15 protein-coding genes are annotated in these 15,054 nt (G+C 71.7%); 10 read left to right on the top strand and 5 right to left on the bottom strand.

The annotated features are described in order from the left end of the window. Positions 1–83 precede the first annotated feature (83 nt). The 3 genes from ACGFZW_RS08980 to ACGFZW_RS08970 all read left to right on the top strand — a co-directional run bounded on the left by ACGFZW_RS08980 (position 84) and on the right by ACGFZW_RS08970 (position 3,777). On the top strand, positions 84–1,148 hold the full coding sequence (locus tag ACGFZW_RS08980) for a hypothetical protein (RefSeq protein WP_393892400.1): 1,065 nt from the start codon (positions 84–86) through the stop codon (positions 1,146–1,148). A 146-nt stretch (positions 1,149–1,294) separates the two neighbouring features. Beyond that, entirely contained in the window at positions 1,295–2,365 is a 1,071-nt protein-coding gene (locus tag ACGFZW_RS08975) for a hypothetical protein (protein ID WP_393892813.1), read from the top strand. Beyond that, positions 2,365–3,777, top strand: coding sequence for a hypothetical protein (locus tag ACGFZW_RS08970; protein WP_393892399.1), 1,413 nt, complete (start codon positions 2,365–2,367; stop codon positions 3,775–3,777). The genes ACGFZW_RS08975 and ACGFZW_RS08970 overlap by 1 nt, the downstream gene beginning before the upstream one ends. 115 nt (positions 3,778–3,892) lie before the next feature. Here the strand turns inward: ACGFZW_RS08970 and ACGFZW_RS08965 are convergent, their stop codons facing one another. Beyond that, positions 3,893–5,422 carry a peptide MFS transporter gene (locus ACGFZW_RS08965; protein ID WP_393892398.1) on the bottom strand — a complete coding sequence of 510 codons (1,530 nt, stop codon included), beginning with the start codon at positions 5,420–5,422 and terminating at the stop codon, positions 3,893–3,895. A gap of 483 nt (positions 5,423–5,905) precedes the next feature. On the opposite strand from ACGFZW_RS08965, the gene ACGFZW_RS08960 reads away from it, so the two are divergent. Both ACGFZW_RS08960 and ACGFZW_RS08955 read left to right on the top strand, forming a co-directional pair. Then, a complete protein-coding gene (locus tag ACGFZW_RS08960) occupies positions 5,906–6,586 on the top strand; it encodes a response regulator transcription factor (protein WP_393892397.1) in 681 nt (226 codons plus the stop codon). A gap of 69 nt (positions 6,587–6,655) precedes the next feature. Next, a complete protein-coding gene (locus tag ACGFZW_RS08955) occupies positions 6,656–7,903 on the top strand; it encodes an ATP-binding protein (protein ID WP_393892396.1) in 1,248 nt (415 codons plus the stop codon). A gap of 25 nt (positions 7,904–7,928) precedes the next feature. Here the strand turns inward: ACGFZW_RS08955 and ACGFZW_RS08950 are convergent, their stop codons facing one another. Then, entirely contained in the window at positions 7,929–8,438 is a 510-nt protein-coding gene (locus ACGFZW_RS08950) for a GtrA family protein (RefSeq protein WP_393892395.1), read from the bottom strand. Between the two features lie 148 nt (positions 8,439–8,586). Beyond that, entirely contained in the window at positions 8,587–9,018 is a 432-nt protein-coding gene (locus tag ACGFZW_RS08945) for a protease inhibitor I42 family protein (RefSeq protein WP_393892394.1), read from the bottom strand. A gap of 150 nt (positions 9,019–9,168) precedes the next feature. Between ACGFZW_RS08945 and ACGFZW_RS08940 the strand changes: the two genes are divergently transcribed. From ACGFZW_RS08940 to ACGFZW_RS08930, 3 genes are all read left to right on the top strand, one after another. Continuing rightward, on the top strand, positions 9,169–10,320 hold the full coding sequence (locus ACGFZW_RS08940; protein ID WP_393892393.1) for a 5-(carboxyamino)imidazole ribonucleotide synthase: 1,152 nt from the start codon (positions 9,169–9,171) through the stop codon (positions 10,318–10,320). 83 nt (positions 10,321–10,403) lie between these two features. Next, positions 10,404–10,904 (top strand): 5-(carboxyamino)imidazole ribonucleotide mutase, encoded by a 501-nt coding sequence (purE, locus tag ACGFZW_RS08935; protein WP_393892812.1) that lies wholly within the window; start codon positions 10,404–10,406, stop codon positions 10,902–10,904. Continuing rightward, on the top strand, positions 10,904–12,112 hold the full coding sequence (locus ACGFZW_RS08930) for a dipeptidase (protein ID WP_393892392.1): 1,209 nt from the start codon (positions 10,904–10,906) through the stop codon (positions 12,110–12,112). Before purE ends, ACGFZW_RS08930 begins: the two co-directional genes overlap by 1 nt. A gap of 46 nt (positions 12,113–12,158) precedes the next feature. Here ACGFZW_RS08930 and ACGFZW_RS08925 read toward each other — a convergent pair whose 3' ends face one another. Continuing rightward, positions 12,159–12,524, bottom strand: coding sequence for a VOC family protein (locus ACGFZW_RS08925; RefSeq protein WP_393892391.1), 366 nt, complete (start codon positions 12,522–12,524; stop codon positions 12,159–12,161). A gap of 74 nt (positions 12,525–12,598) precedes the next feature. On the opposite strand from ACGFZW_RS08925, the gene ACGFZW_RS08920 reads away from it, so the two are divergent. Next, positions 12,599–13,159: a CGNR zinc finger domain-containing protein gene (locus ACGFZW_RS08920; RefSeq protein WP_393892390.1), complete on the top strand. Its 561-nt coding sequence runs from the start codon at positions 12,599–12,601 to the stop codon at positions 13,157–13,159. Positions 13,160–13,211: 52 nt separating this feature from the next. Here ACGFZW_RS08920 and ACGFZW_RS08915 read toward each other — a convergent pair whose 3' ends face one another. Then, positions 13,212–14,552, bottom strand: a complete 1,341-nt coding sequence (locus ACGFZW_RS08915; protein ID WP_393892389.1) for a UDP-glucose dehydrogenase family protein — start codon at positions 14,550–14,552, stop codon at positions 13,212–13,214. 254 nt (positions 14,553–14,806) lie between these two features. On the opposite strand from ACGFZW_RS08915, the gene ACGFZW_RS08910 reads away from it, so the two are divergent. Continuing rightward, positions 14,807–15,054, top strand: a 248-nt coding sequence (locus tag ACGFZW_RS08910; RefSeq protein WP_393892388.1) for an acyl-CoA dehydrogenase family protein, incomplete at its 3' end; no start/stop codon positions are given.

Below are 15,054 nucleotides of genomic sequence, written 5' to 3'. Positions count from 1 at the left end.
GGGACCCGTACGCCTGAGTCGAGCGCCGCGGCGCCGTCCGCCAGTACACCCGCACCCCGCTCTCCGTACGCCAGGAGCCGCCGATGCCGTTCCGTACCCGCGCAGTGGTCACGGGCGCGTCCCTCGCGACCGCCGCCGTGCTGCTGTGCCCCGCCGCGGCCGTCGCCCGGACGCCTGCCGCACCGGCCGCAGCGCCGTCCGCCGCCCCGTCCTCGACGGGCTGGTCCGTTGCGCCCGCGCCCGGCAGCGGGGCCCGGCCCGGCGCGCAGGACCGCCCCTTCTTCTACCTGGAGGGCGCGCCGGGGACCGTCATGACCGACCGGCTCTCTCTCAGCAACCCCACCGACCGGCCCGTCACCGTCCGGCTCCATGGCAGGGCCCTCGGCTCCTCCGGCGGCGGGGACCTGGCCGTGCGCGGCCCCGACCGCGGACCCGGTCCGGGGTCCTGGATCGCACCGGCCACCGAGCGGGTCGAGGTCCCGGCACGCACCCGGGCGAGCGTCCCGTTCACGGTGACCGTGCCCCGCGAAGCGCTCCCCGGCGACCATCCCGCGGCGCTCGTCGCCACGAGCGGCGGACGGGACAGGACGGTACGGATCCATCTGCGGGTGGCCGGGCCCGCGCTGTCCGCGCTGAGTGTGGAGAACGTGTCGGTGACCCGGCGGGGGAGCACAGCGGTCATCGGATACACGCTGGTCAACCGCGGAAACACGGTGCTCACGCCACGGCTCGCGGTGCGCGCGGACGGTCGCCTCGGGACGGAACTGCACCGTGCGGCACGCACCCTGCCGGTCGAGCTGCTGCCCGGCCGGCGCCTCGCGCGCACCGAGATCTGGCGTGATCCGCCCGCGTGGGACGCGGTGGAGGTACGCCTCGACGTGACGGCGGGCGGCGGCGCACGAGCCACCGGTGCGGCGACCTACACGGCCGTCCCGTGGACCGCGACGGCCGGAGCGGCGCTCGCCCTGACGGCGGGCTGCGGCTGGGTGGTGCGACGGCGCCGGAGGCGGACGCAGCCGGGCAGTGGGACCCGGGGGAGCGAGGGCGGCAGCGGTGACGTCGCCGCTGAAGCGGGCGGCCGGGCAAGGGAATTGGCGAGTACGGGAGCCGGTGCGGCATCGGGACCGGGATCGGGAGTGCGCTCGTGAACCGCGAAACGGATCGTTCGGTGGACCGCGGACGGGGAAGGCCCGCGCAGCTCCCGGCGGAGCACGCGGGACCGGCCCGGGCCCTGCGCAGTCGCCTGCTCCGCCGGGCCGTGGGTGCACTCGCACTGTGCGCGGCCTCGGCGCTTGTGACGCTGCCCCCGACGGCCAATGCCACCGGTCACCCCTCGGCCGTGGGCGCCCCCACCGTGGCCCGAGCCCCCGCGGCCGACGACCGCCCCTCCGTCCGGCTCTCCGACAAAGAGGCGGGCAAGGGCGGCACGATCACCGTGACCGGCAGCGGCTGGCGTCCCAAGGCACTGCTCACCCTGCTGATCTGCGGACAGAACATGATCGGCGGCACCAACGCCTGCGCCAACGGTGACGGACGGGCCGTCCCCACCGACAGCCACGGGACATTCCGCAGGAGCCTGCCGGTCGCCGAACCGCCCGAGCCCTGCCCCTGCGTGGTGCACGTGGCCACGGTGACCGGCGCAGCGGCCGACGCGGACGCCGCCTTCGCCGTGGCCGGGCACCCCGTCGCGCCGCTGCCCGAGGAGCGCTCCGGCGGACGGCTGACGGCGCTCGCCCCGCCACGCCTGACGGGCAGCAGCGGCCTGCTGAACTGGTTCGGCGCACCGCCCCGGCGCACGCTGACCGTCACCGTCGGCAACCTCGGCCCGACGGCGGCCCGGAACCCGGTCTTCCAGGTCGGTACCTCGCACGGCGTCTTCGCGCCCGAGTGGGAGGAGCAGCAGTGGCGCGGGACCGTACCCGCCGGGCGGAAGGCCGAGATCACGCTGCCCGTGGAGCTGGCCGCCGGCGCGCACGGCGACTACCTGGTCTCCCTCAAGTACGGCGGCAAGATCCTGGCCGAGCAGCCGTGGGGGGTCGGCAGGCCGTGGGGCGTGACGCTCTTCTGGGTGCTGCTGTGCCTGGTGGTCCCGACGGCCGTGTTCCGTATCGGGATGGCGGTCGTGGAACGTGTACGCCCGGCCCGCACGGCCCCTGCTCGGCCGCGGGCCGCGGCGCACGGCGACGGGAAGTTCCCGATCCGTCGCGGCACGAAGTACGGCAGGAAGTACCGCAGGAAGGACCACAGAACCCCGGCACCACGCGGCGGGCCGGACCGCTCCGCCGCGCTGCCGTGGTTCGCCCCGGACACCGCACCGTCCACCACCACATCAACCGAACGACCGACGTCGAAAGGTTCTGCGTGATGAGGAAACGGAGCAGAGCGGGTGTGGCCTCGGCGGCCGCACTGATGCTCGCGGGTGCGGGCGTGCTGGTCGCGGCCGGCCCCGCCCAGGCAGCGGAGGTGGCGTATCTGACGGAGTGTCTGCCGCCGCCCATATCCGGGCTGCCGCCGATCGAGGGCACCACCAAGGTGGCGGTCAGCGCGCCCGCGACCGCGAAGGTCGGCGACGAGATCGAGGTGGTCTGGAAGACGATCGAGGGGGCGTCGAAGAACCCCGACATCCTGGACCTGGCGGCGGACACCGTCCAGCCGACCGGCACCATCAAGGTGGCGGGCGCGCAGGCAGGGGAGCTGGCGATGAAGGGGCCGCGGCAGAACCCGCCGATCCCCAAGAACAGCCCGATGAAGCTGTCCGACATGACGGGCAAGCTCAAGCTGGAGAAGCCGGGCGAGGTCACGCTGACGCCGGGCTTCTACAACATCAACGTCAACAAGCCGATCTCCACCGACACCAAGTGCACGCCCAAGGAGGAGGTGAAGCCCGCGGTCACCATCACGGTGACCGACGGCGGCGGGACGGGCGGGACCACGGGCGGTGGCACCGCGGGCGGTGCGGACGGCGGTACGACGGCCGGCACCTCGGGGACCACCACCGGGACCACCACCGGGACCACCTCCGGCGCCTCCGGCGGGGGCGACGACGGAGGCTCGAGTGCCGGTTCGGCGGGCGGCTCCGGCGGCTCCGGCGGTTCCGGCGGCGACCCCGACGGCACGGCGTACCAGGGCAAGGAAGTGCAGGTGCCCTACGCCTGCAAGACCCCCATCGGTGACAAGAAGGCCACCTCACCGGTCCAGATCAACGCCGTGAAGAAGGGCGGTGCCTACGACCTGACGGTGAAGTTCGGCAAGTCCGTCATGGACAGCCCGGCGGACATCCCCAAGGATTCGGTCAAACCGTCCATGGAGGTCGCGGTCGGCGGCGCGGACAAGGGCTTGGTCAAGGTGGAGGGCCCGACGAACGCCGAGCCCATCAAGTCCGGCCAGCCGATCGAGATCCCCGACCTCAAGGGCACGTACAAGCCGGGCGCGGCCGGGAAGTCGACGCTGACCCCGGGCGTCCTGACCGTCAACGCCCTCGGGACGACCACGACCTGCACCCCGGAGAAGGATCCGGGCGTCTCACTGGCACTGGACACCACCGCGCAGCCGGGCGGCACCGCGGGCGGCTCCTCCGGCGGCGCGGCCGCGTCCGGCGGCACGGCAGGGCCGGCGAGCGCCTCGGGCGGCAGCGGAAGCGCGGGCAGCGGCGGCCTCGCGGAGACGGGTGCGAGCGGCCAGGGGAGCCTGCGCGCCCTCGGCCTCGTCGCCGGCACCGTCATGCTGCTCGGCGGGGCGGTCTTCACGTTCACCCCGTGGCGGCGGCTGCGGGGGTAACCGCACCGGACGTGCCCGTACGGCGGCACCTGCCGGCCGGACGGACCGTACGCAAAGGAACGCGAAGGGCCCGGCACGCAGCAGCGTGCCGGGCCCTTTCCACGGGTGCGGGGCGTTAGCGGACGTCGCCCATGAGCGCCACGATCTTCTTGCGGTACGCGTACACCGCGAAGCCGGCCAGCACCGCCAGTGCTGCCTCCACCGCCAGCACGACCGAACCGCTCAGGTCCACGCCGCCGATGGACAGCAGGCCCGTCACGCAGTCACCCGCGGTGACGGCGAGGAACCAGACGCCCAGCATCTGGCTGGCGTACTTCTGCGGCGCCAGCTTGGTGGTCACCGACAGACCGACCGGGGACAGGCACAGCTCACCGATGGTCTGGATCATGTAGATGGAGATCAGCCACATCGGGCTGACCTTCGTGCCACCCGCGGACATCATCATCGGGACGATGAAGACGAAGAACGAGGCGCCGATGAGGACCATCGCCATCGCGAACTTCACCGTGGTGCTCGGCTCGCGGTTCCCGCGCGCCAGCCACAGCCACAGCCAGGCGAGGACCGGCGCCAGCGCCATGACCCACAGCGGGTTCACCGACTGGAACCACGAGGACGGGAAGCTCATCCCGAAGACCTCGCCCGCGGTGTTCTTCTCGGCGAAGGCGGACATCGTCGAGCCGCCCTGGTCGAAGATCATCCAGAACACGGCGGCGGCCACGAAGAACCAGATGTAGCCGCTGACCTTGGTCTGCTCGCTCTCGCTGAGCTCCTTGTCGCGCTTGATACGCGCCAGCACCGAGATCGGGATGATCAGGCCGGCCAGCGTGATCGGGATCAGCGCCCAGTTCAGGGTGAAGTGGCCGGACATGACGACCGCGCCGTAGAAGACCGCAGCGACGGCGATCCAGATCAGGCCCTTGCGCAGCCACATGGCGCGCTCCTCGGCCCGGAGCGGGGTCGGGACGACGCTGCTCTGCGGGCTCAGGTGGCGGGTGCCGATCAGGAACTGCACCAGGCCCAGGGCCATACCGAGCGCCGCGAGCGCGAAGCCCAGGTGCCAGTTGACGCTCTGACCGACGGTGCCGATGACCAGCGGAGCGGCGAACGCACCGAGGTTGATGCCCATGTAGAAGATGGTGAAGCCGCCGTCACGACGCGGGTCCTGCGGACCGTCGTAGAGGTGGCCGACCATCGTCGAGATGTTCGCCTTCAGCAGGCCCGAGCCCGCTGCGACAAGCGCGAGGCCGACGAAGAACATCGCCTGGCCCGGGACGGCAAGCGCCAGGTGGCCGGCCATGATGATGCCCGCCGAGATGGCCACGGTCTTCCGCGGTCCCCAGACCCGGTCGCCGAACCAGCCGCCGGGCAGGGCGAGCAGGTAGACCATCGCGAGATAGACCGCGTAGATCGCCGAAGCGGTGACCACGTTCATGGCCAGACCGCCGCCCTGGGCTCCCTTCTCGGCATCCGCGCCGCCGGAGATCAGGTAGACCACGAGCAGGGCTCGCATGCCGTAGAAGCTGAAGCGCTCCCACATCTCGGTCATGAAGAGAGTGGCCAGACCGCGGGGGTGGCCGAAGAAGGTTTTGCCGCCGTTCGCAGGGTTCCCCTGCTGGGCCGCGTCCTTCGTCAGGCTGGACGCCATTGGTGTTCCTTGCTCTCTCGGGACGCGTTCGACACCGATACGCGCCCGGGTGGGGGGTGACCGGCACCGGCGCAGACATGTCCGCCCCCACGTCCGGGGGTTCGGCGCTCACGAGGAGATGCCGGCAGGACGTCGTGCACCGGGGTCCACGCCCCCCGTGCTGCTGGCGCGGCGGACCCGGTCGAGAGGTCTCTCACTGTGAGCGGGGCTGGTGGTTCCAGCCCTGCACACAACAGGGACCGACGACACCAGTAGGAGTCGTGGGCCCCGAGGTTGTGCGACGGACGTCCGGCCACCATACGTCTGGTTCGACCACCAATGGGGCCCGTGAGACAACGCTCACACTGACTGAGGGAACCGGACGGGCCGGCCCCGTCCATGGGTCCGCAGGTCACCGTCGCCGTCCGCGTCAGGAAGGGTCCTGCGTTGCGGCTCCCCGCCGGTCCGCCCCTGGGGCGCAATACATCGGACTACCATCGGGCCATGACCCGTGTACTGCTCGCCGAGGATGACGCGTCCATCTCGGAGCCGCTCGCCCGCGCACTGCGCCGCGAGGGTTACGAAGTCGAGGTGCGCGAGGACGGCCCCACGGCGCTCGACGCCGGTCTCCAGGGCAATATCGACCTGCTCGTTCTCGACCTGGGCCTGCCCGGCATGGACGGCCTGGAGGTCGCCCGCCGGCTGCGCAACGAAGGCCACTCCTGCCCCATCCTGGTGCTGACCGCCCGCGCCGACGAGGTGGACACCGTCGTGGGACTGGACGCCGGCGCCGACGACTACGTCACCAAGCCCTTCCGGCTCGCCGAACTCCTCGCACGCGTACGTGCGCTGCTGCGCCGCGGCTCCACCGCCGAGCCCCAGCAGCCGCCGGCCACCCACGGCGTGCGCATCGACGTCGAGTCCCACCGCGCGTGGATGGGCGAGGAGGAACTCCAGCTCACGGCGAAGGAGTTCGACCTGCTGCGGGTCCTGGTGCGGGACGCCGGCCGGGTCGTCACCCGTGATCAGCTGATGCGCGAGGTCTGGGACACCACCTGGTGGTCCTCGACGAAGACGCTCGACATGCACATCTCCTGGCTCCGCAAGAAGCTCGGTGACGACGCCGCCAACCCGCGCTACATCGCCACCGTGCGCGGTGTCGGTTTCCGGTTCGAGAAGAGCTGAGGCGCCCGCGCCCCTGCCGTCGGGTGGGAAGCGCAGAGAGAACCGCCGATTTCCTGCCCGGAGGGCACCGTGCGCCGCCGCCTGATCAACTCCACGCTCGCCGTGGTGCTCGTCGTGATCGCCGTCTTCGGCGTCTCGCTCGTCATCGTCGAGACCCGCACCATCCAGGCGGGCGCGCAGGAGAGCGTGGCGTCCGAGGCGGTCCGGCTCGTGGGGATAGTGGAGAGCCGGCTGGGCAGCGGGGAGAAGATCACCCCGGAGATCCTCTCCGAGCAGATCACGGCCAAGCGGTACGCCCGGATCCAGGTGCCGGGCAGGTCCGCGATCGAGATCGGGCAACGTCCCTCGGGTGACGTCATCGAGTCGGAGGTCAGGGGGGACCGCGGCGAGTCCGTCACGGTCCAGGAGTCCCGCTCCACCGTCAGCGCGGAGATCGGCAGGACCCTGCTGGTCATCCTGGCCGTCGCGCTGCTGGCCATCGTCGCCGCCGTCATCCTCGCCGTCCGCCAGGCCCGCCGGCTGACCGCACCGCTCACCGACCTCGCCGAGACCGCCGAACGGCTCGGCTCCGGTGACCCGCGCCCGCGCCACCGCCGCTACGGGGTGCAGGAGCTGGACCGGGTCGCGGATGTGCTGGACGCCAGCGCCGAGCGGATCGCCCGGATGCTGACTGCCGAGCGCAGGCTGGCCGCCGACGCCTCCCACCAGCTGCGCACGCCGCTGACCGCGCTGTCGATGCGGCTGGAGGAGATCACCGTCACCGACGACCCGGACACCGTGAAGGAAGAGGCCACCATCGCGCTGGCCCAGGTGGAACGGCTCACCGACGTCGTCCAGCGGCTGCTGACCAATTCCCGCGATCCGCGCAGCGGCTCTGCGGTCGCCTTCGACCTGGACGAGGTCGTCAAGCAGCAGATCGAGGAGTGGCGGCCGGCCTATCGCAGTGCGGGGCGGGTCATCGTCCGCTCCGGCAAGAAGGGGCTGCGGGCGGTCGGCACGCCGGGCGCCGTCGCGCAGGTGCTTGCCACCCTCGTGGAGAACTCGCTGATGCACGGCGACGGCACGGTCGCGCTGCGCATCCGGGTGACGGGCAACCAGGCGGTCGTCGAGGTCACCGACGCCGGGCCCGGGGTGCCCCCGGACCTGGGCTCGCGGGTCTTCGAGCGGACCGTCTCGGGCCGCAACTCCACCGGCCTCGGGCTCGCCGTCGCGCGGGATCTGGCGGAGGCCGACGGCGGGCGGCTGGAGCTGCTCCAGCAGTATCCGCCGATCTTCGCGCTGTTCCTGGCCCGGGAGGCCGAGAGCGGCGAGGGCTGAGCGGACCGGGGAGGCGCCCCGCCCGCTAGTCGCGGGTGGCGCTGCGCGGTCGCTGCGAGCCGTCGGCGAGGAAGGACTCCGCGGTCTCCACGGCCGTGCGCGCGGGCAGCGCGCGGAAGACCCAGGAGCGGTAGGACCAGAAGCGGAAGAGCGTGGCGACGCCGATGCCGAGGAACTTGAAGACGTTGCTCTGGAGCGGGGTGTCCCAGTCGAAGCCGTACGTCGCGGCGTAGAGGATGCCGTTCTCGATGACCAGGCCCACGACGCTGAACAGCAGGAACAGCGAGAGTTCCCTGGTGCGGCCCCGCTTGTCGCGGTCGCGGTAGGTGAAGTAGCGGTAGCCGAGGTAGTTGGTGCCGGTCGCCACCACCGTCGCCACGATGCTGGCCCGTACGACGGGCACCTCGGTCAGGTGGCGTACGAGGTTGAACACCGCGAAGTTCACGATGACCCCCGCGCCGCCCACGGCCCCGAACTTCACGACCTCCCGGGTGAGCGCCTCCAGCCGCGACCGCAGTGCGCTCCGTTCACTCATGGTGATCGTTCAGCTCCCCGTCGTGGGCGGATGTCCGCGGTGGTCGGTCCTTGGTCCGCACCTCATGCTAACCAGCGCCGCCGGGCGCTGCCCGCCGCCCACCGGCGCCCCGGCGCCCGGGACCTGCGGGCGGGCCGGCGGCGGTGCGTCAGCGGACGGTGACGCGGTAGTTCAGGGTGCGGGCGCCGGCCTCGTCGGCCGCGCCGGGGCCGCAGGCGCGGCAGCGCAGCAGCCGCAGGTCAGTACGCCCGGCACGGACCGCGGTGAAGTCAAGGTAGCGCGAGCCGCCGCTGCCGGACGGCGGCGGCTCGTCGGCGTCGAAGTGTCCCCCCGCGGCCTTCAGAACGGCCGGATCCGGACGGGGCTCGGCGATGATCCAGCGGAAGCCGTCGGCGGGGTCCTCGGTGACCCGTATGGCGAAACGCTCGCCGGGGGCGACGGCTATCTCGGTGCTGCGATCGTCGTAGACCTCCGGCCCGGACAGCTGGCTGAGCACCGAATGGACCGCCACCAGCAGCGCGGCGAGCGCGACGATGACCACCAGCACACCGGGGTTCCTCGATATGCCACTCTTCCCCATCGGGCCTCCCCTTCGCCCTGCCCGAGCCCCTGCCCGCTGAGCCTAACGGCCCTTGTTGATCTTCAGGCGGAGATCGTCGAACCGGTCAACTTGGACGATCCTCCAAGCGGGGGGGCGGGGCAGCCCCCTCGGGCGGATACCCTGGGGAGCGTGACGTTCCCGGTAGTCGGCATGGTCGGTGGCGGTCAGCTCGCCCGTATGACCCACGAGGCGGGCATCCCCCTCGGCCTCAGATTCAAGCTCCTCAGTGACACCCCGCAGGACTCGGCGGCCCAGGTGGTCAGCGATGTCGTCATCGGCGACTATCGCGATCTGGACACGCTGCGCGCCTTCGCCAAGGGGTGCGATGTGATCACCTTCGATCACGAACACGTGCCCACCGAGCACTTGCGGGCGCTGGAGGCGGACGGCATCCCCGTCCGCCCCGGCCCGGATGCGTTGGTGCACGCCCAGGACAAGGGGGTGATGCGGGCGAAGCTCGACTCGATCGGCGCTCCCTGCCCCAGGCACCGCATCGTCTCCGACCCCGCGGACGTCGAGCGTTTCGCGGCCGAGGGGGCGGGCTTCCCGGTGGTCCTCAAGACCGTCCGCGGGGGCTATGACGGCAAGGGCGTGTGGATCGTACGATCCTCCAAGGAGGCGGCGGATCCGTTCCGCGCCGGGGTGCCCGTCCTGGCGGAGGAAAAGGTCCCCTTCGTCCGGGAACTGGCCGCCAACGTCGTCCGCTCACCGCACGGCCAGGCCGTCGCGTATCCGGTCGTGGAGTCCATCCAGGTCAACGGCGTCTGCGACACGGTCATCGCCCCGGCACCCGACCTGTCCGAGGCGCTCTCCGCGCGGGCGCAGCAGCTGGCCCTGCGCATCGCGGACGAGCTGGATGTCATCGGCCACCTCGCGGTCGAGCTGTTCGAGGTCAGGGACTCCGACGGCGAGCCCGCGGTCCTCGTCAACGAACTCGCGATGCGGCCGCACAACTCCGGCCACTGGACCCAGGACGGCGCGATCACCTCGCAGTTCGCCAACCACGTCCGCGCCGTGCTCGATCTGCCGCTCGGCGATCCGCGTCCGCGCGCCACCTGGACGGTGATGGCCAACGTCCTCGGCGGCGACTACCCGGACATGTACACCGCGTATCTCCATTGCATGGCACGCGATCCGCAGTTGAAGATCCACATGTACGGCAAGGACGTGAAGCCCGGCCGCAAGGTCGGTCACGTCAACACCTACGGCGACGACCTGGCCGACGTGCGCGAGCGCGCCGCGCACGCCGCCGGCTACCTGCGAGGAACGATCACCGAATGACCGACGCCGCGACGCCCGACCACCGCCCCGCACCGCGCACCGACGACACCGGGGCCCCGGCCGGCCCCGTCGTCGGCATCGTCATGGGCTCCGACTCCGACTGGCCCGTCATGGAGGCCGCGGCCAAGGCCCTCGACGAGTTCGAGATCCCCTACGAGGTCGACGTCGTCTCGGCGCACCGCATGCCGCACGAGATGATCGCGTACGGCGAGGAGGCCGCGGGCCGCGGTCTGAAGGCGATCATCGCGGGCGCCGGGGGAGCGGCCCACCTCCCCGGGATGCTCGCCTCGGTCACCCCGCTGCCGGTCATCGGCGTCCCCGTCCCGCTGAAGTACCTCGACGGCATGGACTCGCTGCTGTCCATCGTGCAGATGCCGGCCGGTGTGCCGGTCGCCACGGTCTCGGTCGGCGGAGCCCGCAACGCCGGGCTGCTCGCGGCCCGCATCCTCGCCGCGCACGACGGTGAACTCCTCGGCCGGATGCGGGAGTTCCAGCAGGATCTGAACGACCAGGCGACGGAGAAGGGCAAGAGGCTGCGCAACAAGGTCGCCTCACCGGCCGGTTTCGGCTTCGGGGGCAAGTGATGGCCGAGGCCGCACCCGACCCGCGGGTCACCGGACTCCTGGCGGAATTCCCCATCGTCGACGGTCACAACGACCTTCCCTGGGCGCTGCGCGAGCAGGTGCGCTACGACCTCGACCAGCGCGACATCGCCGGCGACCAGTCGGAGTATCTGCACACCGACCTGCCCCGGCTGCGGACCGGCGGCGTCGGCGCGCAGTTCTGGTCGGTCTACGTCCGTTCCGACTACCAGGGCGACAAGGCGGTCAGCGCCACCCTCGAACAGATCGACGTGGTGCGGCAGCTGGTCGCCCGCTACCCCGGCGACCTGCGACTCGCGCTGACCGCGGACGACATGGAGGCCGCCCGCGCGGACGGTGTCATCGCCTCCCTGATGGGCGCCGAGGGCGGCCATTCCATCAACAGCTCGCTCGCCACCCTGCGCGCGCTGCACCAGCTGGGCGTGCGCTATATGACGCTCACTCACAACGATTCGCTGGCCTGGGCAGACTCGGCGACGGACGAGCCGCGGGCGGGCGGTCTGAGCGCATTCGGCGAGGAGGTCGTCCGGGAGATGAACCGGCTCGGCATGCTCGTCGACCTCTCCCATGTCGCGGCCGAGACGATGCGCGACGCGCTCCGCGTCACCACCGCGCCGGTGATCTTCTCGCACTCCTCGGCCCGTGCCGTCTGCGGCCACCCGCGCAACATCCCCGATGACGTCCTGGAACGGCTGCCCGCCAACGGCGGCGTCGCGATGGCCACCTTCGTGCCGAAGTTCGTGGTCCCCGCGGTCGGCGAGTGGGTGCTGCGGGCGGACGAGAACATGCGGGCGCACGGTTTCCACCACCTGGACACCACCCCCGAGGCGATGCGGGTCCAGCGCGCCTTCCAGGCCGACCACCCGATGCCGCAGGCCACCGCCTCGGACGTCGCCGACCACCTCGACCACATGCGCGAGGTCGCCGGCATCGACCACCTCGGTCTCGGCGGCGACTACGACGGCACCGCCTTCACCCCGAGCGACCTGGCCGATGTGGCGGGCTATCCGCAGCTGATCGGCGAGCTGTTCGACCGCCGGTGGTCGGCGGCCGATCTGGCCAAGCTCACCTGGCGGAACGCGGTGCGCACCCTGCGCGCCGCCGAGGACGTCGCCCGCGCCGAGCAGGCCACCCGCGGCCCGTCCCACGCGACGATCGACCAGCTGGACGGCCCGGCGGCCGCAGGCTGACGGGTCATCGGCGGGCCGCCGCGCGCGGCCCGCCGATGGTTGCGGTTCACTTCATGCAGAGGCAGAAGGGGTGCCCGGCCGGGTCGAGGTAGACCCGGAAATCGCGCTTTCCCTCGTCGTGCCAGACGAGCTTCGCGCCCAGTCCGAGGACCTTCTGCTCGGCCTCCTCGATGTCCGCGGCGCGCACGTCGAAATCGAGGTGCAGCTGCTGCGGCACCTCCTGGCCCGGCCACCGGGGCGGCTGGTAGTTCTCCACCTGCTGGAAGGCGAGCCGCCGGCCGGCCGGTCCCGCGACCTCGTACCAGTCGCCCTCGCCGCCGGCCTGCCAGCCGAGCACATCGGCGTAGAAGTCGGCGAGGGACGCGGGATCGGGGCAGTCCAGTGCGACGACGCCGAGTTCGATGAGAGCCATGCGTTACCTCCTGATCGGTACAACCGGTAACTCCCGTTACTGCATGATGGGCCGATGCCGGTAACGTGACAAGGGTGACGGACCGCTCAGCGCCGGATGTCCTGCAAGTGGTGCAGGACCTGGTGAACACCCTGAACATCGAAACCGGCGCGGACGCGCTCGCCGCCGAGGGCGGTCTCGTCGCGTTCCTCAGTGAGCACGGCGCGCCGGACCTCGTACCGGTGACCGGCGCGGCGGAGGCACTACCGGAGCTGCAGGAGCTGCGGGAAGCGCTGCGGGCCGTCTGCCTCGCGCACACCGTCCGCGACGCGGTTTCCGAGGAGGCGGCCCGGGCACTGGACCGGCTGCTGGCCCGCGCGCCGCTCGTACTGGCCATGGCACCCGACGGTGGCGTCGCGTTGCGCCCGGCCCCCGGCCTTGAGGGCATCGCCCGGCTCATCGCCCTGATATCGGCGGGTATCGCGACGGCGGACGCCGACGGGACCTGGCCCCGGCTCAAGGCATGCGAGGCCCACGACTGCCGCTGGGTCTTCTACGACAGGAGCCCGGCCGGCCGCAGCCGCTGGTGCACGATGGCGGTCTGCGGCAGCCGGGCGAAGATGCGGACCTACCGCGCCAGACGGGCCGGGCCCTGAGACGCGGGCCGCCGGCCCTGCGCGGCGGCGGACCCCACGGCCCGCGTCAGGTCTATGCCTGCGGACGGCCCAGGGCGCGGTAGGTCCAGCCGGCCTTGCGCCACAACTGCGGGTCCAGGGCGTTGCGTCCGTCGAGGATGCGGCGCTCCGTGACGACCTCGCCGAGCGCGGCCGGGTCCAGCTCGCGGAACTCGCGCCACTCCGTCAGGTGCAGGACGGCGTCCGCGCCGCGCACCGCCTCCAGCGCGCTGTCCGCGTAGCCCAGGGTCGGGAAGAGCCGCCGGGCGTTCTCCATGCCCTTGGGGTCGTAGACCGTGACCTGTCCGCCCTGGAGGTGGATCTGGCCGGCGACATTGAGCGCGGGGGAGTCGCGTACGTCGTCGGAGTCCGGCTTGAAGGTGGCGCCCAGCACGGCTACCCGCTTGCCGAGGAAGGCGCCGCCCACCGCGTCGCGGGTCAGCTCGACCATGTGGCCGCGGCGCCGCATGTTGATCGAGTCGACCTCGCGCAGGAACGTCAGCGCCTGGTCGGCGCCCAGCTCGCCCGCGCGCGCCATGAACGCCCGGATGTCCTTGGGCAGGCAGCCGCCGCCGAAGCCGATGCCGGCCCGCAGGAACTTCTTGCCGATTCGCTCGTCGTGCCCGATGGCCTCGGCGAGCTTGACCACATCGCCGTCGGCCGCCTCGCAGACCTCCGCCATCGCGTTGATGAAGGAGATCTTCGTGGCCAGGAAGGAGTTGGCGGAGGTCTTCACCAACTCGGAGGTCGGGTAGTCCATCACGATGAACGGCGAGCCTTCGCCCACCGGCGTCGAGTAGACCTCGCGCAGCAGATTCTCGGCCCGCTCACTGGCCACGCCCACGACGATCCGGTCAGGGTGCAGGGTGTCCTTGACCGCGAACCCCTCGCGGAGGAACTCCGGGTTCCAGGCCAGCTCGGCGTCCTCGCCGGCCGGGGCCAGGGCGGCCAGCCGCTCGGCGAGCCGGGCGGCGCTGCCCACCGGCACCGTGGACTTGCCGACGACCAGCGTCGGCCGGGTCAGATGCGGCGCCAGCGAGGTGAACGCGGACTCGACGTAAGACATGTCACAGGCGTACTCGCCGTGCTTCTGCGGGGTGTTCACGCAGACGAAGTGCACATCGCCGAACGCCCCTGCCTCCTCGTAGGAGGTGGTGAAGCGCAGCCGTCCTGTGGAGCCCGCGATCCCGGCGACGTGCCGGCGCAGCAGGTCCTCCAGGCCCGGCTCGTACATCGGGACCTCACCGCGCCCCAGCATCTCGATCTTCTCGGGAACCACGTCAAGCCCCAGCACCTCGAAGCCCAGCTCGGCCATGGCCGCGGCGTGGGTGGCGCCGAGGTAGCCGGTGCCGATCACGGTGATCTTGAGGGGCATGGATGCTCCAGACAGGTGGTGCCGGCGCGGTGCGCCGCCGGTGCGGTGCGGGGTGGATGACGGGGGCGTACGGGAAACTGCGCGGACCGAGCATAGCCGCGCGCGGAGGGGCGGGATCCAGCCGTCGCACCGGCTCCGGCCTGGTCTGTCGGGAACCTCACGTATCCGTCACGCTCCCCGCACCCTAGAATCCGGTGAGTATCCGGTTACTTAACGGTAGTTAGCTCAGTCAGCTCTCAGGGGAGTGAGAAACCTTGGCGGGAACCGCCGATTTCGATCTGTACCGGCCGTCCGAGGAGCACGACATGCTCCGGGAGTCGGTGCGTGCGCTCGCCGAGGCGAAGATCGCGCCCTTCGCCACCGCGGTGGACGAGGAGGCGCGCTTCCCGCAGGAGGCGCTGGAGGCACTGGTCGCCAATGACCTGCACGCCGTGCACGTGCCGGAGGCGTACGGCGGTGCGGGGGCCGACGCGCTGGCGACGGTCATCGTGATCGAGGAGGT

The organism is Streptomyces sp. NPDC048248, from assembly GCF_043201875.1.
Taxonomy (GTDB): domain Bacteria; phylum Actinomycetota; class Actinomycetes; order Streptomycetales; family Streptomycetaceae; genus Streptomyces.
This window is presented reverse-complemented; position numbering and strand designations above follow the sequence as displayed.